We start from the raw sequence: 24,539 nt of genomic DNA on the forward strand, positions 1-24,539 counted from the left end.
GTCTTTTCGGGGCGATCAGACTCTTCGTTTGGACGACCAGACGTCGACCGAGACTGCGGCGACGATCAGAACTCCTTTGATGACGTCCTGCCAGTAGGCGGGAACGACGAGGAGGTCCAGACCGTTGTTGAGCGTTTGAATCATGAACAGGCCGAGTGCAGTACCCCAGATGGTGCCGCGCCCGCCCATCAGGCTTGCGCCGCCGATGACGACTGCGGCGATGGCGTCGAGTTCGTATCCCTGGCCCAGATTGGGAGGGCCTGAGATGACACGTGATGCCAGCATGACCCCGGACAGGCCTGCGAGCAGACCGGACAGAGCGTAGACACTGAACAGCACGTTCTTGGCGTTGATTCCGGCGATCTCGGCTGCGGTTCGATTGCCGCCCACGGCGTAGACCCGCATGCCGTACGCGGTTCGCTTCATCACCACGGCCAGCACGACGATGCCGATGATCATCACGAGAACCGGAATCTGAAGGCCGAAAATCTTGGTGTTGGCGATCTGGCCGAACTCTGCCGGAAGGCCGTTGATCGGAGCGCCGCCGCCGATCACATACGCGAAACCTGAACCGGCTGTGAGCATACCGAGAGTTGCGATGAAAGGTGGCACATTGATGCGAGATACCAGAAATCCGTTGATGCACCCTGCCGCGAGTCCGACGGCCATGGCGATGAGCACCGTCATCCAGATCTGACCGGGGTTCGCTTTCGCCACTGCAGCCGATGCCATTGCCGAGACTGCGATGACGCTACCGACCGAGAGGTCGATGCCGCCGGTGAGGATGACGAGGGTCTGGCCGAGAGCGATGAGCGCAAACGGGGCCGCAGCGACGAGAATCGTCTGCAAGTTGTCCACGGTGCCGAAACGCGCACTGCGGTAGGAGAAGTACGCGATCACCAGGAGCATCACGATGACCATCGAATAGCGCAATGCCAGGGCTCCCGCCCAGGCGCTGGAGAACCGGCGTACCGGCTCTCCGGTAGTGGCCGAGACGGACGTCTTCTCGTCCGGATCAGCGACGGGTGCTGTCACTGTGGTGCCTCCTCGAGTGACGACCGCTTCTCGGTCGTGGGGGTTGTGGACGATGACTGCTCGCTTCGCGTGTCGAGGGCGGTCGCGAGGCGGAACACCGAGTCCTGAACTTCGGGATGATCGAGCGCCTCGCGGTCGAGTTCGCCGACGAAGGCTCCCTCGCGCATGACGAACGCTCGGTGCGACAGACCGACGATTTCCGGCATGTCCGACGAGGCCATCACAACAGCCATTCCGCGGCTGGCGAATTCGGTGATGATCCGGTAGATCTCGGAGCGTGCTCCGACATCGACGCCGCGCGTCGGCTCGTCGAGAAGAAGCACGTCGACCGTGCCGGTGAGCCAGCGAGCGAGCACAACCTTCTGCTGATTTCCACCGGACAGGGTTCCGACGCTCTGGCTCATTCCTCGGCTTCGCAGCCGAACGGAGTCCATTGCGCTGGTCACCTCGGTCGCCCTGGCTTTGTTGCGCAGCCATCCGGCGATGCTGAACTTCGACAGCCTCGGAAGCGATCCGTTGTCCAGCACACTCATCGACAGCACGACGCCGTTGACCTTGCGGTCCTCGGGCACCATAGCCATCCCCGCGGTGATCGCAGCGGCGGGTTTGCCCTTGGGTACGGTCCTGCCGTCGACCTTGACCGTTCCCGACGTCACCGTGCGCATGCCGAACAGGGCTTCGAGCAGCTCGGTGCGTCCAGCTCCGACAAGGCCTGCGAGGCCGACGATTTCGCCGCGCCTGACTGTCAGGTCTATCGGCGCCGACGCGCCTGCGACATGAAGGTTCTGGACTTCCAGGACCACATCTCCGATGTCCTTGCCGACAGTCGGGAAGAGATTGTCGAGTTCGCGGCCGATCATGGCGGTGACGATGTCGTCGTCGGTGATGTCGGTGAGCTTCTCGTCGGTGATCAGTTTGCCGTCACGCAGTACGACGACGCGGTCGGCGATCGCGCGGATCTCTGCCATCTTGTGGGTGGTGTAGACCATCGCGACACCGCGATCGCGCAGCTGCCGCATCACCCGGTAGAGGCCTTCGACCTCGCGCTCGGAGATGGCCGACGTCGGTTCGTCGAGCATGACCACCTGAGCACCCGTGCGTGCAGCCTTGACGATCTCGATGATCTGCCTCAGTCCGACAGGCAGACTGCCCATGCGTGCGGTGGGGGAGATGGTGACGTCGAAGACGCTCAGTGCCTCCGCTGCCTCCTTGATCATCGCGCGACGATCCAAGAAGATGCCGCGGCGCTTCTCGCGTCCGACGAACATGTTCTCGTAGACGGTCATATCGTCGATCGATGCAAGTTCCTGGGGGACGATCGCGACCCCGTGCCGGACGGCATCCCGCGAGTCGCCCGACGAGAGTTGGTGTTCGCCGATCATGACCGTTCCGGTATCGGCGCGGAGCTGGCCGGTGGCGATCTTCATGAGCGTGGACTTGCCTGCGCCGTTCTCTCCGGCGAGCGCTGTGACTGTGCCCGGTTCGAGGTCGAGGGATATCCCCTTCAGTACCGGCACCCCACCGAAGCTCTTGGTCAGGTCCTGGCACTCGAGCAAGGCGGTCATGCTCGATCCCCCACGGTGATCAGTACTTTCACGTGCTCCGGATCGGCGGATGCGGCAAATGCCTCCGCGGAGCGTTCGAGTGGGAACTCCGCTGTCACGAACTCGTCGACCGGAATCGAACCGTCGCTGAGCATGTCGATCGCCTCCTGGATGTCTTCGCGGACGTACATCAGAGCGCCGGCGAGGATGATCTCGCGGTCCTGGATCTTCTCGAGCGGCACGGGCGTGTCCCCTGCTGCGACGCCGACGACCAGCACGGCACCGCCCTTGTCGACGAGATCTATTGCCTGCGCGATCGAGGACTCACGTGAGACGCAGTCGATGACGACGTCGGCCGGCCCGCCGAGCGTGTGGTGCGCAGCCGTCACCGCATCGGCGGCAAGGGGATCGACACTGCCGACGGCCCCGAGCCGCTCGGCCCGGGCACGCTTGGACTCGAGCAGATCGGCGACGACGACGATGGCACCGGCTCGGCGGGCGGCGAGCAGTACGAAGAGACCGATCGGACCTGCGCCCAACACGGCTACCCGCTTCCCCTCCAGCCCGCCGATGAGTGCGTCTGCGCGGCGGACGGCGTGGACCGGCGTCGCGAGTGGTTCGATCAGCGCTGCGTGACGGTCGTCGAGATCGTCGGACAGGGGCACAACTCGGTCCTCGGCAATGGTGAAGGCGTCGGTGAGGCCGCCCGGGGTCTGACAGCCGAACACAGCGAGTTCGGCGCAGATGTTGTACCGACCGGCGAAGCACTGGGTGCAGTGCCCGCACGCCAGGTTGGGTTCGACGACAACGCGGGTGCCGACAAGGCCGGAATCTGCGCCCTCGCCGACGGCATCGACGACGCCGACCACTTCGTGGCCCGGACGGAACGGAAGGTCGATGAACGGGTGGCGACCGTGCGCGGCGTGGATGTCGGAGCCGCAGATGCCGACGATGGTGCTCCGCACACGCACCTCACCTGGACCGGGCACCGGCGTCGGCACAGTCTCGACGCTGACACCGTCGATGCCTTCGACGAGGATGCGCCGAACCGTCTCGGTGCTCACCATGCGGTGTAACCCCCGTCCGCGACGAGAACGGATCCCGTGATGAAACTTGCTGCATCACTGGCGAGGAAGACCACGCTGGGTGCGATCTCTTCCGGCAACGCGTACCGCTGCATAGGTGCGTCGTCGATCCAGTAGCGCTTGAGATCGGGGCGATCGACCGGTGCCATCTCGGTCTTGCAGTAACCGGGCGCGACCGCGTTGACGCGGATTCCGAGCGGGCCCCACTCGGCTGCCAAGGATTTGGTGAGGTGATGCACGGCGGCCTTCGACGCGTTGTAGGCAGGCTGCATCTGCGGACGATTGACGATGATGCCGGACATCGATCCGATGTTGACGATCGAACCGCTGCCGCGCTCGTGCATGTGAGCGCCGACGGCAATGCTGCACTCCCACAACGCTTTGACGTTCAGGTCGAATACGCTGTCCCACTCGTTCTCGGTGACGTCCCAGGAATCGTTGTGATAGCAAGTGCCCGCGTTGTTTACGAGGATGTCGACGTGGCCGAGCGCGTCGATGGCCTCGGCGGTCATCCGGTCGATGTCGGCGCGGCTGGTGATGTCGGCGGTGATCGCGGTGAATTCGTGTCCCTCGGAGGCTGCTTCGGCGACGACTTTCTCGTTGCGCTCGGCGCTGCGTCCGGCGATGGCGACGCGCGCCCCGGCTTCGGCGAGTCCGAACGCGAATGCGCGGCCGAGACCTTGGTTGCCGCCGGTGACGATCGCGGTACGTCCGGTCAGATCGAATGGATTCTTGCTCATGTGGGCACCACTATCGACTTGAGGCTGGCAGGGTCGGTGTCACTGTCGAGCGCGTCGGCGACATGCTCGAGGTCGTAGCGGCCGGTGACGAGCCGATCGAGATCGACCAGGCCGGAGGACACGAGATGGATTGCAGCAGGCCAGGTATCGGTGTACCGGAACACGCCGGTCACGGTGATCTCCAAGTTCTGGATGTGGCTGATCGGAAGCGGGTAGTTGTCCGCGCCCATACCGACCAGCACCACGCGTCCGGCAGGCCCGACGGCAAGAATGCCGCTCTGGACGGCAGGCACAGCTCCGCTGGCGTCGACGAATGCATCGACCTGTGGATCGAGCGCAGCGACGTCGACGGTCATGGGATCGATGACCTCGGTGGCACCGAACGTCAACGCGCGTTCGCGTCGGGATTCGACCGGGTCCGACACCACGATGCGGGCCGCGCCGAATGCACGTGCGGCCTGAGCCGTGATGATGCCGATCGGTCCGGCTCCCGCGATCAGGATGGACGATCCAGGGGCGATGTTGGCCTTGCGCATCGTCGTCACCGCGACCGACAGAGGTTCGAGGAGTGCGGCGGCCTCGTCGGACATCGAATCCGGTATCGGGTGGGCGAAGTCGGCATCGATGGTGACGTATCGGCAGAACGCACCGTCCACGGGAGGCGTCGCGTAGAACTTCATGTCAGGGCAGAGGTTGTACCGCCCGGCCATGCACTGCGTGCAGCGACGGCAGGGGTGCTGCGGCTCGACGGCTACGCGCTGGCCGATCCGGCCCGGGTCGACGCCGGCACCGACTGCGGCGATTCTGCCGGACAGTTCATGTCCAAGAATCATCGGTTCGTCGACGACGAAGTCACCGATGCGACCCTCGCGGTAGTAGTGCACGTCGGACCCGCAGACCCCGACGGCGGCGACCTCGATCAGCACCTCGTACGCCGCTGGTGTGGGAACGGGGCGATCCTCGATTTCGAGGGTGCGCACGCCGGTCATCACGCTCGCGCGCATCGAGGATGCGGGAGGTGTCGATGTCATGATTGTCCTTCCAGCAGTGAATAATTGGACAGCGGTGAGTAGTTGGCAAGTATCGCGCGTCCTACGACAAGCGTGGTGGCACCGGCGGAGCGGCATCGATCTATCGACTCGGGTGTGACCCCGCCGTCGACGGTGACGGCGGTTCGACGAGAGAACGTCTCGACGAGCGCCAGACGTGACAGATCTGCAGCGCCGGATGTACCCGGTTCGAGCAGCATGACGAGAACGCCGTCGTACCCGTCGAGATCGGCTTCGGCAGGTGCTGAGTCGTCGAATTCGTCCCAGACGGCGGCCCAGAGGCGCGTGGCCACCCGACGGTCTCGAATTCCGATCGGCAGATACAGATCCGCGCACTCGGGGATGCTCGGCAGGAGCCTTCGAACACCGGATGCGCTGCCGATCAGGTGGATTCCGAGCATGTCGGGCGGAACCTGCGCTGCGATGTCGTCGAGTTCAGCGACGTCTATCCCTCGGGGAGGTCCTTCGTTCGGGACCATCACATCGACGTGCACGGCGATTCCGGCGTCGACCAGTGCACGGGCGGCGTCGACCCGTCGCCCAGGAGCTGCCGCGTAGATGCTTCCCGCGAGATGAGCTACGTGGTCGACGTGCCACGGGGCCAGGGCGAGACTCACTGTGTCACCGGTCGATCCAGTACGTCGACGGCGGCGGCCCGCGCCCAGTTCCGACGGACGGTGTCGATGTCGCGTCCGGTCTGCCGGGGAAGGACAGTCGTCCTGGCCTGCGGAGCCCATCGATGCGAGAGCGCGACCATCGCGTCGACATCGAGTTCGGCTGCGACGGCTGCGGCCTGGACGCAGGCTCCCCGTGCCGTCGCCTCGTCTGTGTCCGGCACCGTGACGGTGTCACCAGAGAGATCTGCGAGCAGCTGCAGAGTTGCGCGCGAGCGTGCGCCGCCGCCGACGACGGTGATCGGTCCCTCGCATCGAATGCCGAACGAGCGGATGGCATCTCGCCCGGACAGTAGAGATAGTAGAGGGCCTTCGAGGAACGCCCGGGCCATCTCGTGCCGGGTGGTGGCAGAAGTGAGATCGGTGAGCATTCCCCGCGCGTAGGGGCGGTTGGGGGTGCGCTCACCGTCGAGGAAGGGCACCAGGGTCGGGCCGACGGTCGGTCCGGCGGCGAGGGCCAGCTCGGCGAGTCCGGCGTGGTCGGTACCGAGGATGCGCGCCGCGGTATCGCCGACTCGTGCCGCATTCAGCGTGCAGATGAGTGGTAGATAACCGCCGGTGGTGTCGGCGACGCCGTTGACGATTCCGCCTTCGTCGAATATCGGCGTGCGCGTGGAGGTGGCCACGACGCCCGAGGTGCCGAGTCCGACGTACTGGTCACCGTCGGTCAGGCCGAGACCGAGGTAGGCGGCATGCTGGTCTCCGGCGCCGGCTGCGACGAGGACCGGTCCGGTGATACCGAGTTCGGATGCGGCGGTCTCGGTGACGAATCCGGCAGGCTCGGCGCCGGCGAGAACCGTCGGCAACATCGGGAGCCAGTCACGCGCACCGGCGGCGACGTCGAGGATGTCCGGCAGCCACGTGGAGGTCTGCGCGTCGAAATATCCCGTGCCCGATGCGTCGGAGCGGTCGGTGACAGCCCGGCCGGTAAGCCGGAAGGTCAGGTAGTCGTGCGGGAGAAGGGTGCGTCGAGTGGCGTCGAGCACCGACGGTTCGTGCTCGGCAACCCAGGCGAGCTTCGCGATGGTGAAGGCTGCGGTGGGCAGCGATCCGATGCGTCGTACCCACGCAGGGCCGCCGATGGTCTCCACCAGTTTCGCCAACTGCTCGGCGCCGGTGGTGTCGTTCCACAGCTTTGCCGGCCGGAGGGGTTCGTCGTCGACGCCGAGGAGGACGAGGCCGTGGCACTGTGCGGCGACGCCGATGGCGGCGACCTCGCTCTCGCCGGCTGTGTCGAGAGCAGCTCGGACTGCGAGAACGAGTGCGTCCCACCACGAGGTGGGTTCCTGCTCACTGCATGGTGGGAACGCCGGTGTGTGCGGGGCGGATCCCGACGCCACCAGTTCTCCGGACTCCGCGTCGCGGACTTCCGCCTTGCAGGACTGGGTCGAAGAGTCGATTCCGACGACCACTCGGCGCGTCACAGTGCTACCACCGGTGCGTTGTCGCCGGTGCGTACGTCGTCGCGGGCGCCGACGCCGCCGGCTGGGTGCAGGTCGACGACGTCGCGCATCGTGTGTCCGGTCAGCGCCATGGCGACGACGCCGACAGCATCGCCCCACGCGCCGACGGCCAGGGTGCTGGTCAACGCGATCATGTCGCCGGGGTCGGCATCGGGCGCTGTCGTGGGTAGTTCGACGATGTCGGTGGCAGCGGACGCAAACGGCGAGTCGGCGGCCTCGGTGACTGCGACGACGCGGATACCCCGCCCGACCAGGCCGCTGACCAATTGAGTCGATTCAACAGAGCGGCCGGTCTTGGAGATCGCCAGGACCAGATCATCTGTTCCGACGGCTCCCATCCCGCCGTGCAGGGCGTCCATCGACGGGAGGTAGAGCGCCGGCGTTCCACAGACCGACAACAAGTGTGCGAGTCGTTCGGCCATGATGCCCGAGGTGCCGGAACCCGTGGTGATGACTTTGCCCGTGGTGCTCACTGCAGCGCGGGCGATGCGTACGACGCTCGGTTCCACCACGTCCACCAGCGATTCCAGGCCCGCTGCTTCGCGCACCAGGACGGTACGCGCTAGACGCCGTAGATCGGCGTCGTCGAGCTTGCTCATATGTTGTGCCTCACTGCTCACATGACTAGTGACACGGATCATGCATAAGTCTGCGCTCGTTTGTCAATGGCCCCGCTCATGTGAGCGCTGTGTAATGATGTTCAGGTTGGATCGAGGAAGGTTGAGGGGATGCCCCAAGAGCAAGACGGTCGCAGAGTCGGTCCCGAGGAGTTGATCCAGCGGGGGTTGATCGCACGCAGGTACTACGTCGACGGGCGGACCAGGGTGCAGATCGCCGACGAATTCGGCTTGTCGCGGTTCAAGGTTGCGCGCATGCTCGAGGACGCGGTGTCGTCGGGCATGGTCGAAATCACCGTGCATGCACCGGAATCGATCGATATCGAGTTGTCGCGCGCGCTCAAGGACACCTTCGATCTTCGGATGGCATTTGCGGTGCGCACCATCACTGGTGGCGAAGGCGAACTGTGGGATGCCGTCGGACGAGTGACGGCCGATCTTCTGACCGAGATCGTCACCCCATCGGATGTGCTCGGGGTGGACTGCGGACGAACCCTGGCGCGTATGACAACTCACCTCGATTCCATCGCTGCGTGCGACGTAGTGCAGCTCACCGGCATGGCGGGTGAGATCGGGTCGAATTCGGCCGAGTTGGTCCGCCGTATCACCGCCCTCGGGGGTGGTCGTGCATGGTCGATGTATGCGCCGCTGGTCGTATCCGACGCGCAGACCTGCGCGGCGTTGCGTAGCAGTCGAGGTATCCAGGAGACGTTGAGTCATCACCGGTCGGTGACGAAAGCTGTTGTCTCCATCGGTGCGTGGAAGCCCGGGCTGTCTCAGGTGTACGACCTGCTCGCTCCGGGCGAAGCGCGGCAGTGGGCGGATCACGGAGTGGTGGCCGAATCGTGTGCCTTGATGCTCGACCGCGACGGGCGACGAATCCACGGGCTCGATGATCGGCGAATGGGCGTGTCGGAGGAGTCTCTTCGGAGCATCGACCACGTCATCGCCATCGCGGCGGGGGAGTCGAAGCGGGATGCGGTCCTGGCGGTGCTGAAGTCCGGCTTGGTGTCGTCGTTGATCATCGACGCGAACACGGCGGCGAGTTTGGTGCGCTGACGCTCCGCGTCGTTCGCAACGGCGTGACGCTCCGCGTCAGTGGCACGGTTGAGTGCACCAGGGTGCACTTAACCGCGCCACTGATATGGGAACAACTTTGTCAAGAGGGCAGGGTGAGACGCCGCCGGGGAGCGACCCCGACGGCGTCTCTGCGCTTCGTCGGTGAGTCTGTGGTGGTGAGCGTGTCGTATCTCGACGCGCGGTCAGACTGATATACGCGGGTTGGGTACCGCAGGACGGGTGTTCGGCAGGATCGTATCCGCGTATCTGGCATCGAGCGTCGACCGTGCAGGTCTGCTCACAGGGGCGTCGCGGGTCGATCCACGCGCTGTCACCACCGGTGTCTCTGGCCGGCGAAGCGGGTTCAGGAGGGTCTCAGCAGTCCATCACTGCCAGTGACCAGCACCAGCCGGCCATCTCTCGTGCGATGGCGACGTTGGCTACTACGGGCCGTTTGCGGCGTTCGGTGAATCGGACCCACCGATTGTGCAGGCGATGGTTGCCGGCATTGCCGCGAGCTCGTGCTGCGGCCGGGGCCAGGTCCCACCGTTTGGTCATGGTGGCGCCGAGCGTGTAGTGCGGGCGGTGTTGCCAGGCGGACTCGATGAGCAACCTGCGTATGTGTGTGTTGCCGGTCTTGGTGATCGACCCCTGCGCCCGCGATCCGCCAGAGGAGTGTTCACTCGGTACCAGTCCGACGAACGATCCAATTGTGTTGCCAGTGAAGCGGTTCCAGTCTCCGATTTCCACTGCCAAGGAGAATCCGGTCAGCGTCGCCACCCCGCGTAAGCATCCGAGTCGATGCACGATGGGTGTGAATTCGCTGTCGGCGGCCATCGCCTCGATTGCTGCATCCAACCTGTCACGGCGCGCGGTCATGGTCAGTACGTGGTCGTAGTCGGCGTCGAATGCCAATCGCGTCGCGGGCATAGTCAATGCTCGGCGCGCGTCCCCCCGCAGCCATCGGTCGTGGCCCTGGGTCCAGGCGTTGCCAGCGCAGTAGACGATGCCATGACGCAGAAGTAGTTTGGACAACCGGTGCCGCGAGCGCATCAGGTCACCTCGGCAGTCCTCGCGGGCACGCACGAGATCACGCGCCGCTTCCTGTTCGACGGTCGGGATCGAGATCGAGGTGATCTCGTCCAGACGCAGAAGTTTCGCCAGGTGCAGTGCGTCGCGGGCGTCGGTTTTGATGCGGTCACCTGCAGGTCGCTGCAATTTCGACGGCGCTGCGACTTCGCAGCGGATGCCCGCTTCCGTCAGCGCCCTGTAGAGCCCGAACCCGGTCGGGCCTGCTTCGTACGCGACCGCAGTCGGGCCGGGTAACGAGGCTATCCAGGATCGGATGTGTTCGTAATCCGGGGTCAACGTGGATCTGAAAATTTCGCCGCTCACGCCGTCGATCGCTGCTGCCGCGACCGAACGTGCGTGCACATCGAGACCAACACTCGTACGCTCAGTAATCACCGGGGCCTCCCACCACTGTTGGATAGACCGAGCAGGGCCAAATTCCTACTCGGTAACCCACGAACATGGGTGAGAGGGGCCCCGGCCCGCATCCCCCGAAGCTGATGAAATCTCCGGGGCACCCTCATACCGTCTGGCGGCGGAGCCGCCAGCCGAAAATCCTGCACGATGGCATCTCATCCGGGACGGGTGATTCGGAATCGACCGACCAGCTGCATAGTCGTGGGACAACAGCTGCCAAGCGGGTGAATTCGTGACTGCTGCAACGAAAACAGGTTCGGGGCTCGTGCTGACAGTGCTGGCGTCGAGTCAGTTCTTGATGACGCTGGACAGTTCGGTCATGAACGTGTCGATGGCTCAGGTTGCAGCCGACTTGGACACGACAATTACCGGGATCCAGACGGCGATCACGCTCTACACGCTGGTGATGGCGACGCTCATGATCACCGGGGGCAAGATCGGCACCATCATGGGACGGCGCCGAGCATTTGCCCTCGGTCTCGTCATCTACGGCCTCGGGTCGCTCATCACCGCGCTGGCACCGAATCTTCCGGTGCTGTTCATCGGGTGGTCGCTACTGGAAGGCATGGGTGCGGCACTGATCATGCCTGCCATCGTTGCGTTGGTTGCGGCGAACTTCCCTCCTGAAAGGCGAGCAGCAGCATACGGTCTGGTCGCTGCAGCGGGCGCGATGGCGGTAGCGGCGGGGCCGTTGATCGGGGGAGCGGTGACCACGTTCGCCTCGTGGCGTTACGTTTTCGTCGGTGAGGTCGTTCTCGTCGTTGTGATCTTGTTGGTGTTGCGTCGTATCAAGGACGTTCCACCTGCACGAGTTCGGCTTGATCTGGTCGGCTCCGCGCTCTCGGTTGCCAGCCTGGGTCTGATCGTGTTCGGCGTGCTCAGATCGGGTGAGTGGGGATGGATTCGGCCGAAACCGGGAGGCTCCGAGATCGCGGGCTTGTCACCGGTGATCTGGTTGCTGTTGGCCGGAACGATGCTCTTGTATGTATTCATGAGATGGCAGACGCATCTTGCCGAGTCCGGCGGAGAACCGTTGATCGATCCGCGGCTGCTTCGCAACCGTCAATTGACCGGTGGGCTCACCATGTTCTTTGCGCAGTTCACAGTCCAGGCGGGCGTGTTCTTCACCGTGCCGCTGTTCCTGTCGGTCGTTCTGGAACTGAGCGCCCTTCAGACCGGCATACGACTCATCCCGCTGTCGATTGCGTTGCTCGTCGCAGCCGCGGGCATTCCGAAGCTGTGGCCTCACGCGAACCCTCGTCGAGTTGTGCGGTGGGGTTTGGCGTCGATGATCATCGGCATCCTGGTGTTGGTCGCGGGTCTCGATCCGGGTGCCGATGCCGGCATCGTGGCGATACCGATGCTTCTGATGGGTCTGGGGCTCGGGGCCCTGGCCTCGCAGCTCGGCGCGGTGACGGTATCGGCCGTCCCGGATTCCCAAAGTGCAGAGGTCGGCGGGCTACAGAACACCGCCACCAATCTCGGTGCATCGCTGGGAACTGCGTTGATTGGGTCGGTACTCATCGCAACCCTGAGCGCGACGATCGTTGCGGGCATCCAGTCGAACCCCGATGTTCCGGCCGCAGTGAGGGAGCAGGCCACCACCGAGCTCGCCAGCGGTGTTCCGTTCTTGTCCGACAGCCAGCTGAAGGCTGCACTGAACGAGACGTCCGTGCCGGACTCGGCCACTCAGGAGATAGTGGACCTCAATGCGGACGCTCGGCTCGAGGCGCTCCGAGTTGCGCTGGCGCTGGCAGCTCTGCTGGGGCTGGCAGCCTTGTTCTTCACGGGCAATATTCCGCGGCAGGCACCTACCGCTCAGGTGCCCGAGGGCCCGTAGTTTCACGGCAATGAAATACGCTTCGTCAGCGTGTCCAGCGAATCCTGATGGGGCCCTTGGCTGTCGACGGGTCGACGACGGTACCCTTCTGGGTGATCTCCACTTCGCCGGCGTCGACCAAACGGCGGGCCGCGCGCCGCACGGGTTCCATCAGTTCGCGCCACTCGGTCTCGGACATCGCACGCGCAACGTCCGACGGGCAGATCGTCGAGTCACGAGAGCGGGCATCGAGCAGCTCGCGAATCTTCGCTTCGAGCTCGCGGTCCGATGCGGTCACCTTGTGTCGACGGCAGGCATCGCTGCAATATTTGATGTCATCCCAGTTCTTCTCCCACTTCTTGCGCCACTCGATGCGCCGACCGCAGGATGCACACGTCTTGTCCGGCGGCGTCGACTGCTTGGTTCGGTGTGCGTGGGCCACCGAAACCACTGTAGCTTTCGTCAGCGATGGGTGGTGGAGACGAAGTGGTGGGTCGCAGCGTCGACGATTTGCGCCGGCGTCACATCGATCTCGTCGTCGAGCCAGGCGACGACGAGTTCGGCGAGGCCTCCGATGAACAGCATGCCGTTGATTTGTGACTGCGGCTCCGGCCAGGCTCGCTCGCCGTACAGGTCGCGGGCCTGATCAGCGACGAATTTGGCGAAGTCCCGCATCGATTCGCGTCGATGTGCGCGGAGTGAGTCGACGGCAGCGGATTCGATCATCGCGACTCGTCCCTTGCGTCGATCCTCGGTCAGGACGGTGACGAAGGCCGCGATGGCGTTGCGCACCTGACCTTCTACGGTGTCAGCTGGAGTGTGCAGTGCGGTCAGGGCCGCGGCTCGAATTTCCTCGGCAATGGCATCGACGACGTGCCGGAGGAGATCGTCTCTGCTGCTGAAGTTCTGGTAGAAGTAGCGTTCGGTGAGCTTTGCCTGCGCGCAGATCGCGGTCATCGTCGCGCCCGCTGCGCCGGCGGTGCCGAAGACTTCGAGACCGGCTTCGAGCAAGCGCGTCCGACGCTCGGTTGCGCGGTCGTCTGCGCTCATGCCCGCATAACGGCGTGTCGTCGGAGTCATGGATAGATGTTGACAGATGCTCTCGCTGTGACGCACACTACAGTTATCTGACATGGCTTCCTGTCAGATTGACGGAGGTTGAACATGTCTCGGATTCTTGCCGCTCCACCTGCAGATTCGCGCCTCGAAGCAGTCTCCGGCGACGGGGGACTTCCTGTTGTCGGGCACACCCTCGAGTACATCAAGGACCCCTTGGCGCTGTTCGGACGGCGGTGGGAGAAGTACGGCGAGGTGTCGTGGTTGACCATGGCAGGGCAGCGCTGGATCACCGTCCTCGGACCGGATGCATGCCAGCAGGTTCTACAGAACAAGGACAAGGCATTCGTCAACAGTGACGGATGGTCGTTGCTGATCGGCCCGTTCTTCCACGGTGGGCTCATGCTGCTGGATTCCGAGGAGCACCTTCGTCACCGCCGAATCATGCAGCAGGCCTTCACACGTGACCGCCTCACCAAGTCCGTCGAATCCCTCAATCCCGTCGTCAGCGCGGGACTGGATGCGTGGTCCGCAGCCGACGGTTTCCTGGTGTACCCCGCTTTGAAATCCCTCACTCTCGACATCGCGACAAGCATCTTCATGGGTGGGGCCGAGGGCAGCACCGAGGCTGAAATAGCGGAGATCAACGCCAGTTTCGTCGCGTGCGTGCAGGCGGCGACGTCTATCGTCCGGTACCGGTTGCCGGGCACGCGGTGGAAGCGTGGACTCGACGGCCGGAAGGTTCTCGACGCCTTCTTCCGGCGGTACCTCCCGGCCCGGCGTGCGAACGAGACCGACGACCTCTTCTCGGTGTTGTGCCACATCGAATCCGATACAGGCCAGCGCTTCACGGACGACGAAGTGGTCGACCATATGATCTTCCTGCTGATGGCAGCCCACGACACCTCGACCATCACACTCTCGACGATGATGCAGTACCTCGGACAGCATCCTGAGTGGCAGCGCAAGTGTCGGGCGGAGTCGACGGCACTGGGTACCGATTCACCGACGCTGACGCAGCTCGACGAACTGCACTCACTCGACCTGGTCATGAAAGAGTGCCTCAGGTTGGTCTCACCGACTCCCGTCGTCGCTCGGCGGGCGGTGAAAGACACCGAGGTTCAGGGCAAATACGTCCCCGCAGGGACGTACGCGTCGGTCGCGCCACACTTCACCCACCATATGGCGCAGTACTGGCCGAACCCCGAGGTGTTCGATCCTGGCCGGTTCGACACCGACCGATGCGAGGACAAAGTGCATCGCTACGCGTGGGAGCCGTTCGGCGGTGGAGTGCACAAGTGCATCGGCATGTTCTTCGCCGGCGCCGAAATCAAGACGATCATGCACCACCTGCTACTGCGCTACGACTGGGCTGTGGACACCGATTACGTTGCGCCGCTGAACTTCACCTCACTGCCGTTCCCGGAAGACGGACAACCGGTGGACCTGCGACTTAGATGAGTCGGTCGATCAGCCACCCGACGATATCGGCCGTGACCTCGTCGCGGTTTGTCTCGTTCACGATTTCGTGTCGCGCGCCCTGGTAGATCTTGACGGTCACATCGCTCATGCCGGCTTCACGGTAGCGGGACGCCAACTGTTCGATCAGCTGCCCGCCACCGGCCAGTGGATCGTCGGATCCCGAGGCGATCAAGAGTGGGAGATCGGAGCGAATTTCACCGAGCTCGTGCGGGTCTGCGAGCTTGTTCGCCTCGGTGAAAAGTGCGGGGACGGTGGTCTCGGGCAAGTCGAAACCGCACAGCTCGTCGGCGACGTAGGCGTCGACCTCGGCTTCGTCGCGTGAGAGCCACTCGTATCCCGTGCGATGCTCGAATGCGCTGTTGAAGACGCTCAGGTCGCCGGCCGGGGCGTCGACCATTCCGGCTGCGAGGACATCGAGTGTAGTGGATCCCGACAGGACGACCCCCGTATACAGGTCGGAGCGTTCGATCAGGACATGTTGCGCAGCAAACGATCCCATCGAGTGCGCGAAGAGGAACAGTGGGAGGTCCGGATAGTCGTTCAGCAGTGCTTCACCGAGTTGCTCGATGTCCGCCCACAATGCGGCGAAGCCGACCGACCCGAAGTCTCCAGCTGTCTCGGCGATCGACACGCCGTGCCCGCGATGGTCGGACGCGACGACATGGAACCCGGCGTCGTTCAAGGCCGCGGCGAACCGTGCGTACCGGCGGCCGTGCTCGGCGAGCCCGTGCGCGATCTGTACGACGCCGCGGGCGGGCTCGACCGAGGTGGCCCAGGTGTAGGTCGAGATATCGAGCTGGTCCTGCTTCGAGATGTACGACGATGCTGCGGCGGTCATGAAGGTCTCCTTCGGCGGGCGCTGAGGGCGGGGGCGCTGAGAAGGAACATATCGCTTCGGCCTTGTTGTCCGTTCGCAGATCGTCGTATTCGACTCCGCGCGCCCGCTAGTTCTCGTCGATGACCGAGTACGACGAGGCGTCGCCCGCGATCGATCGGCTCGAGGTTCCGTCGACGCCGACCGGGATGTCGCCTGCAAGGGTGATGCGCTCGAGACGGCGGTACTGCTCGTCGTAGTCGGCGACGGCATAGTGCTGGGTCGCACGGTTGTCCCAGATGGCGACGTCGCCGAGCTGCCACGACCACCGAGTAGTGTTCTCCAGCTTGGTCACTCGTTCCTGAAGTAGGTTGAAGACGGTCTGCGATTCCTTCGACGACAGACCGACGAAACCCTTGACGAAGTGGCCGAGTACAAGTGTCTTCTCGCCGGTCACCGGGTGGATTCGAACGACAGGATGCTCCGTCTCGAAGTACGTCGATTGGAACTCCGCGCGGTACTCTGTCGTCTTTTCGTCGGCGATCTTCTCGGCCGCCGTCGCGGCATAGTCGTAGACGTTGGTGTGCACGGCCCGCAGGCTCTCGGTCAAGGCCTTCAGTGAGTCCGGCAGCGCGTTGTACGCTGCCGTCGACGACGCCCACACTGTGGTCCCGCCGTATTCGGGCAGTGCGACGGCACGCAGAATGGATGCCTTGGGGATGCGGTCGACGAAGGTGACGTCCGAATGCCAGCTGTTCGCCTTACCGTATTCGGAGTCGATGGCGAGCGTCTTCACCCCGCGAGAGGTGACGGTGGGGTGCGGCGTGGTCGGGGTGCCGAGCTGTTCTGCGAACGCGTACTGCCCGTCTTCGTCGAGGTGGTGCTGACCGCGGAAGAAGATGACCTTGTGTTCGGCGAGCGCAGCACGGATGAGGTCGACGGTGGTGGAGGCGAGATCGCCACCGAGCGTGACGCCGTCGATGCGCGCGCCGATGTGCTGGCCGAGTTTGACCACCTCGGCCTGCTGTGTGGGTGCAAAGGATGTCGACATGGTCAGCCTTTCAGTGAGGTGGTTCGTGACGGAAGCGCGGGCAGTCCGTAGTGGCCGCGCAGGGTGGTTCCGGTGTATTCAGTGCGAAAGAGTCCGCGCTGCTGGAGAATCGGGACGACCTGGTCGACGAAGATGTCGAGTCCGCCGGGAAGGTACGGGGGCATGATGTTGAAACCGTCGGCCGCACCGCCGTCGAACCACAGCTCGAGCTCGTCGGCAAGTTGTTCGGGGGTTCCGGCGAACGTCCGGTGACCGCGTCCTCCGCCGAGCAGTCCGATCAGCTGCCGCACAGTCAGTTCCTCGGTCTCGGCCAGGTTCTTCACCAACTGGTAGCGGCTCTTGTTGCCGCGGATCTGTTCGATCGGGGGCAGCGGGGGCAGTGGGGAATCGAGGGAGTGCCCGCTGAGATCGGTTCCGAGCATCCACGACAGCTGCCGCAGTGAGTACTCCGGCGAGATGAGGTCGGTGAACTCGGCCTCGAGACCCACTGCGTCCGCCTCGGTGTCCGCCAGGTACGGCACGATCCCGGGCAGGACCTTCAGGTCGTCGGGAGCCCTACCGAAACGCCTCAGGCGTGACTTCAGGTCTCGGTAGAAGTCCTGGCCTTCGGTCAGGGTGCGCTGCGCGGTGAAGACGGCCTCGGCGTACTGGGCGGCGAAGTCCTTGCCGCTCGCCGATGACCCAGCCTGCACCAGAAGCGGGCGTCCCTGCACCGAGCGCGGTGAATTGAGTGGCCCGCGTACCGAGAATCGAGGGCCCCGATGGTCGATGGTGTTGACCTTGTCGCTGTCGGCGAAGATGCCGGACTCCTCGTCGAGCACAAGGGCGTTCTCGTCCCAGCTGGACCACAACGCAGTGGCGACGTCGACGAACTCGGCGGCGCGGTCGTAGCGTCCGGCGTGATCGGGCACCTCGTCGTAGCCGAAGTTCGCGGCCTCGTCCACACCGCCCGACGTGACGATGTTCCAGCCGGCTCGGCCACCGCTGATGTGATCGAGCGAGGTGAACTTGCGGGCAAGGTTGAACGGTTCGTTGTATCCGGTGGATGCCGTCGCGATCAGGCCGACGCGGCTGGTGACTGCGGCCATTGCGGTCAGCAGCGTGATGGGCTCGAAGATCGCCGGTGCGTTGTTGCGCACCCTCGGGCCGGTAGCGAGATTGTCCGCGAAGAACACCGAGTCGAGCTTGCCGCGCTCGGCGAGTCTCGCGAGATCTTGGAAGTGGGCGACGTCGAGCACCCGAGTGGCGTCGGTGCGTGGGTGCCGCCACGCGGCTTCGTGATGGCCGACGCCCATCAGGAATGCATTGAGGTGCAATTGCTTTCGTGTCATGTCTGCTCCTAGGTGTTCTGGCGCCAGCGGGAGAATCGGCGTTCGACGGCAACGATGACACCGTTGAATGCGAGACCCACGAGGGAGATCGCGATGATGCCCGCGTACATGTTCGGTATCTGGAAGTTCAGCTGAGATGCGGTGATCAAGTAGCCCAGTCCTGCTTTGGCGCCGACCATTTCCGCGGCGATCAACACGAGAATCGACGACGCCGCAGCCATGCGGATGCCCGTGAATATCGTCGGGACCGCGGCGGGCAGGATCACTTTCTGGAACAATCTCAGCGGTGGTAGTCCCAGTGATCGGGCGGACTTGACCAGCAACGAGTCGACGGTGCGAACGCCGGAGATCGTGTTGAGGAGGATCGGAAAAGAGCTGGCATACAACACGAGTGCGATCTTCGATGTCTCCCCGATGCCCAGGATGAGGATGAAGACCGGGAGTAGTGCGAGTGCTGCTGTGTTGCGGAACAATTCGAGGATGGGTCCGAGGAACTCGGCGACCGGCTTGTACCAGGCGATCGCGACACCCAGTGGGACCGCGATCGCGATGGCGATCGAAAAGCCAGTCAGTGCACGAGTCAGGCTGGCAGACAGGTGCTCCCACAGCTGCCCGTTCAGGATCAGCTCGACGAAGGCCTCGCTGACCACCGAGAACGGGGGAAGGAAGACGGCGTCGACCAGGCCGAAGCGAGGAGCGAGCTCCCAGATTCCGAGGAATACCGCGATCGCGATCAGCGGTTTGACGACGGTCCAGCTCGAGGACAGGCCGCGACGGCCGCGAGATGGCGTGGCGAGCGCTGTGCCCGTGGGTCGTGCGAGTAGGTCAACCATGAGATGCTCCTGCCGATTCGAGTTCGGTCGATCGCGCGCGTTCCACTTCGCCATGCAGCAGCGTCCACACGTGGTGACGCAGCGATCGGAACTGGGCGCTGGACCGAACGTCGGCGACGCTGCGGTCGATGGCGACGTCGACGACGGTCTTGATCCGTCCAGGACGCGAGGTCAGTACTGCAACGCGTTGCCCCAGGTAGATTGCTTCGTCGATGCCGTGCGTGATGAAGACGATGGTCTTACCCGTTGCCTTCCAGATTCGGAGCAGCTCGTCCTGCAGAGATTCTCTGGTCTGGGCGTCGAGAGCGGCGAACGGTTCGTCCATCAGCAGGACCTCGGGGTCGAATGCGAGGCTGCGCGCAATTGCGACGCGTTGCTTCATGCCGCCCGACAGTTCGTGTGGGTAGTGCTCGGCGAAGCTGTCGAGCCCGACAAGTTCGAGATACCGCTGTGCGACCTCGCGGCGCTCCTTCTTCGGTAGACCTTTTGCTTCCAGCTCGAACTCGATGTTGTGCCTGGCCGTACGCCACGGAAGCAAGGCGTACTGCTGGAAGACGATCCCGCGGTCGAGGCCAGGACCTGTGATCGGAGTGCCGTCGAGCAGGATGCGGCCCGAGGTCGGTTCGGTGAGGCCGCCGAGTAGATCGAGCAGGGTGGACTTGCCGCAACCGCTCGGCCCGACGAGTACGAGGAACTCCCCGCTGGCGACCTCGAGGCTGATGTCGTCCACTGCGGTGAACGGGTCGCTGTCACTGCGGGTCGCGAACTGCTTGGTGACGCCGTCCAATACCAGTTTTGCTGTGTTGGTGCTCATTTCGACTCCAGCTGCGCTTGGCCGTTCGCGTACGGATTGAATTCGTTGGTGTAGATGTCCGACGGTGTGATCGACTCGTCGAGTCCCTCGTTGCGTTGAAGCCAGTCGATCCAGATTCCGAATTCCTCGTCCGCGATGACGCCACCGGGCGCGACGGACGAGCTTTTCCAGTAGTCGACGAGATCAGGGTTCTCGTTGCGACCGCGACCGGCGATGATGTCCTTGTACTTGGCGATCACGTCTGCACGGGGGACGGTCTGCGTCCAGTGGATCGCGCGGGCGACACCCTGTACGAAGTCCTGCACAGCGTCGCGGTTCTGCTCGATGAAGTCCTTTCTGAGGACGTAGGTGCCGTAGGAGAACGTCCCGTAGAGCGACTCGTCGGTGAAGAGTTCACGAAGGCCGCCGCGTTCGGTGGCAGTCTGGCGGAACACCGATCCGAGTGTGCCGACATCGATCTGGCCTTGTCGCAGAGCCTGTTCGGTGTTCACCGGTGGCACGACGGTCAGCTCGACCTGCGCAATTTCGTCCTTCGTCAGACCCTGCTGGGCGAGCCACTCCCGAACGATGAACTCTGCGTGGGCGCCGAGGGTGTTCATCGCAACTTTCTTGCCGATGAGGTCCCTCGCGGTTCGGATGGGGCTGTCCTCGAGTACGTAGAAGCCGTTGAAGGTCTCCTTGTCGGCGCCGTAGTACGAGATGACCGACTGGATAGGCGATTGTGCGGCAGCCAGTTTGACGATGGCACCGTTGAATGCGCCGCCGAATTCGGTGTCGCCAGTGGCAGCGGATTGGATGTCCTGCGGGCCGCTGGTGGTGTCACCCACCCAGTTCAGCGACACCTTGTCGAAGTAGCCGAGATTGTCGGCCAGTTCGGGGAATGTCACTTGACTCGCTGAACCTTGGTAGCGAAATACGGTCTTTCCGTCGGCGGTCTTCTCGGCGTCGGACGAACCCGAGCATCCCGTGATCACCGCCGAGCCTGCCACCAGGGCAGCAATCAGCGCGACGACCTTGCGGTGAAGTGGTTTCGGATACATCGGGTGTGTTCCTCCGGTGCGTGCATCGGGACGGGCATTGCCGCTGTAGCGGCGTTCCGATGAACGTACGGCCGAACGAACCGGGTGAACACGGTTGGAATCACGGTGATTTCATGGAGGTACGACGGCGCGGTCGTAGGCGCGCGCGGAATTGCCAGACGCTCACGGAATTGCTAGCAACTAGTGTCGCGTGTTTGAATTGGTTTGACAGTGTCGGGATGCGAAAATGAGGGATGCGAATCGCACCTCTCGGGTTGATCGACGGCGACAGGGACAAGCTCGAAGCGATCTTGCGGGCACCGACCGCGCCTGCAGGGTTGGCGTTGCGGGCGAGGATCGTGTTGCTCGCCGCCGATGGGGTGTCGAATTCGGAGATCGCACGCAGGTGCGGCGTTTCGCGTCCGACGGTGATCACCTGGCGTGGACGGTACGGCGAACGAGGCATCGACGGCCTGTCGGACCTGCATCGATCGGGCCGGCCGCGGACGCTCGATCACTCGGCGATCGTGACAGCGACGTTGATGCCGCCACCGAAGAAACTCGGTGTCACACATTGGAGTTCGAGGTTGCTAGCCGACCATCTCGGGATAAGTTTCTACGCTGTAGCCAACGCTTGGCGTGAGTACGGTGTGCAGCCGTGGCGGGCGGAGACGTTCAAATATTCCACCGACCCGGAGCTCGTCGCCAAGGTCCACGATGTCGTCGGTCTGTACCTCGATCCACCCGAGAACGCGATCGTATTGTCACTGGACGAAAAGTCCCAGATCCAGGCCCTCGACCGCACCCAACCGATGCTCCCGATGCAGCCCGGTTCGGTCGAGAGGCACACCCACGACTACAAACGACATGGCACCACAACACTGTTCGCAGCACTCGATATCGCCACCGGCAAGGTCACCGCCTCCTGCAAACCGCGCCACCGCAGTACCGAATACCTGGCGTTCCTCAAACAGGTCGCACGGGCCTACCCCAGCCAGGAGCTGCACCTGATCGCCGACAATTACGCCACCCACAAGACCCCCGAAGTCAAAGCCTGGCTAGCCGAGAACCCCCGCATCGCAGTCCATTTCACTCCGACATCAGCGTCGTGGCTCAATCTCGTCGAAGTGTGGTTCGGGGTCATCCAACGTCAAGCACTCGGCCGCGGCGTCTTCACCTCCGTCACCGATCTGACATCGAAAATCCGTGCGTTCATCAACGGCTGGAACACCCGCGCCACACCATTCGTCTGGACCAAAACCCCGGAGGAAATCCTCAAGAAAGCGACCCGTAAAACGACTTCAAACACGAGCCACTAGGTGCGCGGCTGGCAATTCCGTGAGCGTCTACAGAGTTATGCCTCTGGCGTCTCGACTACGGGCGTCGCGAAATGTTCTACGACCGGGAACGGGGCGTAGAAGTGATGCAGCAGCTTCTTCCACTGCTGGTACTCGTTCGACCGGCGGAAGCCCTCGGTGTGGTCCTCGAGCCTCTCCCACTCGACGAGCAGTAGGTAGACATCGGGACTCTCGATCCCTCGGGACAATCGCAGGCTCACGAAACCGGGCATCTCCGAGATGATCGACGAGGCCTGAGCGAATGCAGCTTCGAACTCCTTGGTGCGCGTGGGTAGGACGTTCAGAAGCGCGTGTTCCAGGATCATCGGCACAGTATGTGGCACAACCCCCTGGCGAGCGGTGATTCAGTCGGTTCGCTTCTTGGTCCCCGGCAGAATTCCGGCGTCGATGACGGCTTTCACGTAGGGCCGCACGCTGGAGATCAGTTCCTCGGCGTCGTCGATGCCCCGCCAGATGGACGACGCGAGAACATCGGTGCGCTGCTCGATGTGCGCGTCGAGTTCGACGCCCTGCTCGGTGAGGGTTTCGCCTGCCTCGGTGGTGGTCAGCAGTCCACGCGACGCCAGACGCCGCGCGGCTGCATCCCATTCATCGTCCGACCACTGCCGCGTCAGCTGAGTGATGCGTTTGCCGAGTACGCGCCGAGCTTTCGGATCCGGATGAACGGCTTCGTGGAACACGACGGCCTCCGTCGGATCCAACTGTGCGTCGACGAGGGCTGCTAGGTGGCCGTCGCCGCGCCACTCCCTGATGACAGCGATGGAGTGCCACAGAGCAAGGTGCGGAGCGTCGGGACGTTCGGACGAATGCCACGCTGCGGACAACGTGCGGCCGGCGAAGACGGCGGTGTCACCGAGGCCTCGTAAACGGTTGCCGATTTTGACGAGCTGGGGATCGGTCGTCAACGGTCCCAGCGCATCGGCCAGGACGGAGTCGAGCAACTCCCATCGTCGTGCGGTGATCGTGTCGAGCCCTGCGGCGACTGCCGACGGCCAGACCCTCTCGATCAACTCGGGGTTGAAGTTGTAGAACGCAGCTGCCACGACGCTCGCCGACGTCTCACCGAGAGGGGCGGCCCGGGATCCGAAGTACCAGGCGTGACCGTCGAGGCCGGTGTCTTTGCCTGCCGACTTCAGCTGCGGATTGAAGTACGCCGTGATGTGAAACGGCTCGAACGTCGTGTAGGCAGCGCGGGCAATGGCGGGCAACGTCTCCAGGCTCATGGCTGTCGAACCTACCCGTCCGATCGCCGCCCACGGTGGAGGTCGATGGAACCGTTCGACCGCCGGTCGCGTCCAACAGATCAAGTGCCGCCTGTGGCCGACGACGGAGGATGGATGAAGAACGACGATTCCACGAACGAGCTGCTCTATCGACCCGAATGGCATCCACACTGGCCAAGGCCCTTGAACCTGTTTTGGTTGGTCGCGGCTGCCACGTCGGGAGTTGCGCTCGTGTTGGCTGTTGTGACAATTCCCGAAGTGATCGTCGACCATTCCTGGGGCGAGTTGGCGCAGCGAATCGCACTCGTTCTGTTCCTGACCGGGGGTGTGTCGGTGGGACTGACCCTGGCCGGACTGTCACGCTCTCGTGTACCGAAATCGGTGGTGCCGATCGACGACGCCCAGCTTGGTCCAGGCGTGCTGGTGCGCCGAAGATCGCGAGGGTTCCTGGTCGCGGGCCTGCTGGCACTAGCGTTGTTTTTCTTCGCTTCCGGTGATGGGTTCGGGCTTTTCTCAGGGCTCCTTGCGTGTGCGAGCGCAGTCACGGTTCTGCTGCTGCCGCGCACTCAGGTTTCGCTACACGTGGATGGGATTCTGCGGAGTTCGCTGCGGTTCGGCCTCCGCGGACCGGAGCGCACGGGGGACTTTCTGCGTTGGGAGGACATAGATGGTGTGAAGGCCGAAACCTCCTACGTGCGGGTGAACATGTACGTCGTCCGGAACCCGATCATTCGAATACGGTCCGCCCACCTCGTTCCGAAGCGCACTCTGCAGCGCGACGACACCCACAATTCCATTGTTGTCCGTGCACACGAACTGGCGGTCGATCCAAATTCGTTGATGACGCTGGTGATGTGGTGCAGGGAAAATCGCTGGGCACGTGCAGCATTGGCGGACACAGACGCTCGTCTCCTGCTCGAAAGCCCACCCGTGCGCGAGAGGCTGCGTTTGTCGCGTGACGCTCCGCTGAGGCTGTGACGGCCGG

The 24,539-nt window shown here is 63.7% G+C and carries 24 protein-coding genes and 1 pseudogene; 5 read left to right on the forward strand and 20 right to left on the reverse strand.

The genetic code is table 11. From position 1 onward, the window contains the following. Positions 1-15: 15 nt before the first annotated feature. Genes WDS16_RS03025 through WDS16_RS03060 form a run of 8 tightly spaced genes read right to left on the reverse strand, consistent with a single transcriptional unit; the run spans position 16 to position 8,189 of the window. Positions 16-1,035 carry an ABC transporter permease gene (locus tag WDS16_RS03025; protein ID WP_338890379.1) on the reverse strand — a complete coding sequence of 340 codons (1,020 nt, stop codon included), beginning with the start codon at positions 1,033-1,035 and terminating at the stop codon, positions 16-18. Next, positions 1,032-2,600 carry a sugar ABC transporter ATP-binding protein gene (locus WDS16_RS03030; RefSeq protein ID WP_338890381.1) on the reverse strand — a complete coding sequence of 523 codons (1,569 nt, stop codon included), beginning with the start codon at positions 2,598-2,600 and terminating at the stop codon, positions 1,032-1,034. Before WDS16_RS03030 ends, WDS16_RS03025 begins: the two co-directional genes overlap by 4 nt. Beyond that, positions 2,597-3,646: a zinc-dependent alcohol dehydrogenase gene (locus WDS16_RS03035; protein WP_338890385.1), complete on the reverse strand. Its 1,050-nt coding sequence runs from the start codon at positions 3,644-3,646 to the stop codon at positions 2,597-2,599. The genes WDS16_RS03030 and WDS16_RS03035 overlap by 4 nt, the downstream gene beginning before the upstream one ends. After that, the gene (locus tag WDS16_RS03040; protein ID WP_338890387.1) at positions 3,640-4,404 is read right to left on the reverse strand and encodes a glucose 1-dehydrogenase; all 765 of its coding nucleotides are present in this window, start codon (positions 4,402-4,404) and stop codon (positions 3,640-3,642) included. Before WDS16_RS03040 ends, WDS16_RS03035 begins: the two co-directional genes overlap by 7 nt. Beyond that, positions 4,401-5,435: an NAD(P)-dependent alcohol dehydrogenase gene (locus tag WDS16_RS03045; protein ID WP_338890389.1), complete on the reverse strand. Its 1,035-nt coding sequence runs from the start codon at positions 5,433-5,435 to the stop codon at positions 4,401-4,403. Before WDS16_RS03045 ends, WDS16_RS03040 begins: the two co-directional genes overlap by 4 nt. Next, the gene (locus WDS16_RS03050; RefSeq protein WP_338890391.1) at positions 5,432-6,070 is read right to left on the reverse strand and encodes a hypothetical protein; all 639 of its coding nucleotides are present in this window, start codon (positions 6,068-6,070) and stop codon (positions 5,432-5,434) included. The genes WDS16_RS03045 and WDS16_RS03050 overlap by 4 nt, the downstream gene beginning before the upstream one ends. Then, positions 6,067-7,551: a xylulokinase gene (gene xylB / locus WDS16_RS03055; RefSeq protein ID WP_338890393.1), complete on the reverse strand. Its 1,485-nt coding sequence runs from the start codon at positions 7,549-7,551 to the stop codon at positions 6,067-6,069. The genes WDS16_RS03050 and xylB overlap by 4 nt, the downstream gene beginning before the upstream one ends. Next, a complete protein-coding gene (locus WDS16_RS03060; protein WP_338890394.1) occupies positions 7,548-8,189 on the reverse strand; it encodes an SIS domain-containing protein in 642 nt (213 codons plus the stop codon). Before WDS16_RS03060 ends, xylB begins: the two co-directional genes overlap by 4 nt. Positions 8,190-8,318: 129 nt before the next feature. Between WDS16_RS03060 and WDS16_RS03065 the strand changes: the two genes are divergently transcribed. Next, complete coding sequence (locus WDS16_RS03065; protein WP_338890396.1) at positions 8,319-9,266, forward strand: sugar-binding transcriptional regulator; 948 nt, start codon at positions 8,319-8,321, stop codon at positions 9,264-9,266. 375 nt (positions 9,267-9,641) lie between these two features. On the opposite strand, the gene WDS16_RS03070 is transcribed toward WDS16_RS03065, so the two are convergent. Then, entirely contained in the window at positions 9,642-10,733 is a 1,092-nt protein-coding gene (locus WDS16_RS03070; RefSeq protein ID WP_338887872.1) for an IS110 family transposase, read from the reverse strand. Positions 10,734-10,986: 253 nt separating this feature from the next. Here WDS16_RS03070 and WDS16_RS03075 point away from each other — a divergent pair, with 253 nt between their 5' ends. Then, a complete protein-coding gene (locus WDS16_RS03075; RefSeq protein WP_338890398.1) occupies positions 10,987-12,594 on the forward strand; it encodes an MFS transporter in 1,608 nt (535 codons plus the stop codon). 25 nt (positions 12,595-12,619) lie between these two features. On the opposite strand, the gene WDS16_RS03080 is transcribed toward WDS16_RS03075, so the two are convergent. The 3 genes and pseudogenes from WDS16_RS03080 to WDS16_RS03090 all read right to left on the reverse strand — a co-directional run bounded on the left by WDS16_RS03080 (position 12,620) and on the right by WDS16_RS03090 (position 13,653). Beyond that, positions 12,620-12,871 carry a DUF3253 domain-containing protein gene (locus WDS16_RS03080; protein ID WP_338893235.1) on the reverse strand — a complete coding sequence of 84 codons (252 nt, stop codon included), beginning with the start codon at positions 12,869-12,871 and terminating at the stop codon, positions 12,620-12,622. Between the two features lie 15 nt (positions 12,872-12,886). Next, positions 12,887-13,024, reverse strand: a pseudogene (locus tag WDS16_RS03085) (DUF2256 domain-containing protein); the annotation flags it as partial. Between the two features lie 11 nt (positions 13,025-13,035). Further along, on the reverse strand, positions 13,036-13,653 hold the full coding sequence (locus WDS16_RS03090) for a TetR/AcrR family transcriptional regulator (protein ID WP_338890400.1): 618 nt from the start codon (positions 13,651-13,653) through the stop codon (positions 13,036-13,038). A gap of 84 nt (positions 13,654-13,737) precedes the next feature. Here WDS16_RS03090 and WDS16_RS03095 point away from each other — a divergent pair, with 84 nt between their 5' ends. Next, the gene (locus WDS16_RS03095) at positions 13,738-15,090 is read left to right on the forward strand and encodes a cytochrome P450 (RefSeq protein ID WP_338890401.1); all 1,353 of its coding nucleotides are present in this window, start codon (positions 13,738-13,740) and stop codon (positions 15,088-15,090) included. Here WDS16_RS03095 and WDS16_RS03100 read toward each other — a convergent pair. The 6 genes from WDS16_RS03100 to WDS16_RS03125 form a co-directional block, all read right to left on the reverse strand. Beyond that, entirely contained in the window at positions 15,083-15,949 is an 867-nt protein-coding gene (locus tag WDS16_RS03100; RefSeq protein WP_338890403.1) for an alpha/beta hydrolase, read from the reverse strand. The two genes, WDS16_RS03095 and WDS16_RS03100, sit on opposite strands and share 8 nt — an antisense overlap. A gap of 106 nt (positions 15,950-16,055) precedes the next feature. Then, entirely contained in the window at positions 16,056-16,976 is a 921-nt protein-coding gene (locus WDS16_RS03105; RefSeq protein WP_338890405.1) for a TauD/TfdA family dioxygenase, read from the reverse strand. 2 nt (positions 16,977-16,978) lie between these two features. Next, on the reverse strand, positions 16,979-18,307 hold the full coding sequence (locus WDS16_RS03110; RefSeq protein ID WP_338890407.1) for an LLM class flavin-dependent oxidoreductase: 1,329 nt from the start codon (positions 18,305-18,307) through the stop codon (positions 16,979-16,981). An 8-nt stretch (positions 18,308-18,315) separates the two neighbouring features. Beyond that, positions 18,316-19,140 carry an ABC transporter permease gene (locus tag WDS16_RS03115; RefSeq protein ID WP_338890409.1) on the reverse strand — a complete coding sequence of 275 codons (825 nt, stop codon included), beginning with the start codon at positions 19,138-19,140 and terminating at the stop codon, positions 18,316-18,318. Then, the gene (locus WDS16_RS03120; RefSeq protein WP_338890411.1) at positions 19,133-19,954 is read right to left on the reverse strand and encodes an ABC transporter ATP-binding protein; all 822 of its coding nucleotides are present in this window, start codon (positions 19,952-19,954) and stop codon (positions 19,133-19,135) included. Before WDS16_RS03120 ends, WDS16_RS03115 begins: the two co-directional genes overlap by 8 nt. Next, positions 19,951-20,994, reverse strand: coding sequence for an ABC transporter substrate-binding protein (locus WDS16_RS03125; RefSeq protein ID WP_338890414.1), 1,044 nt, complete (start codon positions 20,992-20,994; stop codon positions 19,951-19,953). Before WDS16_RS03125 ends, WDS16_RS03120 begins: the two co-directional genes overlap by 4 nt. A 233-nt stretch (positions 20,995-21,227) precedes the next feature. Here WDS16_RS03125 and WDS16_RS03130 point away from each other — a divergent pair, with 233 nt between their 5' ends. After that, a complete protein-coding gene (locus WDS16_RS03130; RefSeq protein WP_338885902.1) occupies positions 21,228-22,292 on the forward strand; it encodes an IS630 family transposase in 1,065 nt (354 codons plus the stop codon). Positions 22,293-22,327: 35 nt separating this feature from the next. Here the strand turns inward: WDS16_RS03130 and WDS16_RS03135 are convergent, their stop codons facing one another. Further along, on the reverse strand, positions 22,328-22,636 hold the full coding sequence (locus WDS16_RS03135; RefSeq protein WP_338890416.1) for an antibiotic biosynthesis monooxygenase: 309 nt from the start codon (positions 22,634-22,636) through the stop codon (positions 22,328-22,330). A 39-nt stretch (positions 22,637-22,675) separates the two neighbouring features. Then, positions 22,676-23,554 (reverse strand): SCO6745 family protein, encoded by an 879-nt coding sequence (locus tag WDS16_RS03140; RefSeq protein WP_338890418.1) that lies wholly within the window; start codon positions 23,552-23,554, stop codon positions 22,676-22,678. A 114-nt stretch (positions 23,555-23,668) separates the two neighbouring features. On the opposite strand from WDS16_RS03140, the gene WDS16_RS03145 reads away from it, so the two are divergent. Then, positions 23,669-24,532, forward strand: a complete 864-nt coding sequence (locus WDS16_RS03145) for a hypothetical protein (protein ID WP_338890420.1) — start codon at positions 23,669-23,671, stop codon at positions 24,530-24,532. Positions 24,533-24,539: the final 7 nt, after the last annotated feature.

Origin of the sequence: Rhodococcus sovatensis, from assembly GCF_037327425.1 — a bacterium.
GTDB lineage: Bacteria > Actinomycetota > Actinomycetes > Mycobacteriales > Mycobacteriaceae > Rhodococcoides > Rhodococcoides sovatense.

Excerpts from the sequence above, each read along its gene's own strand:
- WDS16_RS03115 (WP_338890409.1), bottom strand. The coding sequence starts at position 19,140 with ATGGTTGACCTACTCGCACGACCCACGGGCACAGCGCTCGCCACGCCA.
- WDS16_RS03030 (WP_338890381.1), bottom strand. The coding sequence starts at position 2,600 with ATGACCGCCTTGCTCGAGTGCCAGGACCTGACCAAGAGCTTCGGTGGG.
- WDS16_RS03060 (WP_338890394.1), bottom strand. The coding sequence starts at position 8,189 with ATGAGCAAGCTCGACGACGCCGATCTACGGCGTCTAGCGCGTACCGTC.
- WDS16_RS03140 (WP_338890418.1), bottom strand. The coding sequence starts at position 23,554 with ATGAGCCTGGAGACGTTGCCCGCCATTGCCCGCGCTGCCTACACGACG.
- WDS16_RS03135 (WP_338890416.1), bottom strand. The coding sequence starts at position 22,636 with ATGATCCTGGAACACGCGCTTCTGAACGTCCTACCCACGCGCACCAAG.
- WDS16_RS03130 (WP_338885902.1), top strand. The coding sequence starts at position 21,228 with ATGCGAATCGCACCTCTCGGGTTGATCGACGGCGACAGGGACAAGCTC.
- WDS16_RS03065 (WP_338890396.1), top strand. The coding sequence starts at position 8,319 with ATGCCCCAAGAGCAAGACGGTCGCAGAGTCGGTCCCGAGGAGTTGATC.
- WDS16_RS03040 (WP_338890387.1), bottom strand. The coding sequence starts at position 4,404 with ATGAGCAAGAATCCATTCGATCTGACCGGACGTACCGCGATCGTCACC.
- WDS16_RS03090 (WP_338890400.1), bottom strand. The coding sequence starts at position 13,653 with ATGACTCCGACGACACGCCGTTATGCGGGCATGAGCGCAGACGACCGC.
- WDS16_RS03125 (WP_338890414.1), bottom strand. The coding sequence starts at position 20,994 with ATGTATCCGAAACCACTTCACCGCAAGGTCGTCGCGCTGATTGCTGCC.
- WDS16_RS03110 (WP_338890407.1), bottom strand. The coding sequence starts at position 18,307 with ATGACACGAAAGCAATTGCACCTCAATGCATTCCTGATGGGCGTCGGC.
- WDS16_RS03105 (WP_338890405.1), bottom strand. The coding sequence starts at position 16,976 with ATGTCGACATCCTTTGCACCCACACAGCAGGCCGAGGTGGTCAAACTC.
- WDS16_RS03045 (WP_338890389.1), bottom strand. The coding sequence starts at position 5,435 with ATGACATCGACACCTCCCGCATCCTCGATGCGCGCGAGCGTGATGACC.
- WDS16_RS03100 (WP_338890403.1), bottom strand. The coding sequence starts at position 15,949 with ATGACCGCCGCAGCATCGTCGTACATCTCGAAGCAGGACCAGCTCGAT.
- WDS16_RS03145 (WP_338890420.1), top strand. The coding sequence starts at position 23,669 with ATGAAGAACGACGATTCCACGAACGAGCTGCTCTATCGACCCGAATGG.
- WDS16_RS03095 (WP_338890401.1), top strand. The coding sequence starts at position 13,738 with ATGTCTCGGATTCTTGCCGCTCCACCTGCAGATTCGCGCCTCGAAGCA.
- WDS16_RS03035 (WP_338890385.1), bottom strand. The coding sequence starts at position 3,646 with ATGGTGAGCACCGAGACGGTTCGGCGCATCCTCGTCGAAGGCATCGAC.
- WDS16_RS03120 (WP_338890411.1), bottom strand. The coding sequence starts at position 19,954 with ATGAGCACCAACACAGCAAAACTGGTATTGGACGGCGTCACCAAGCAG.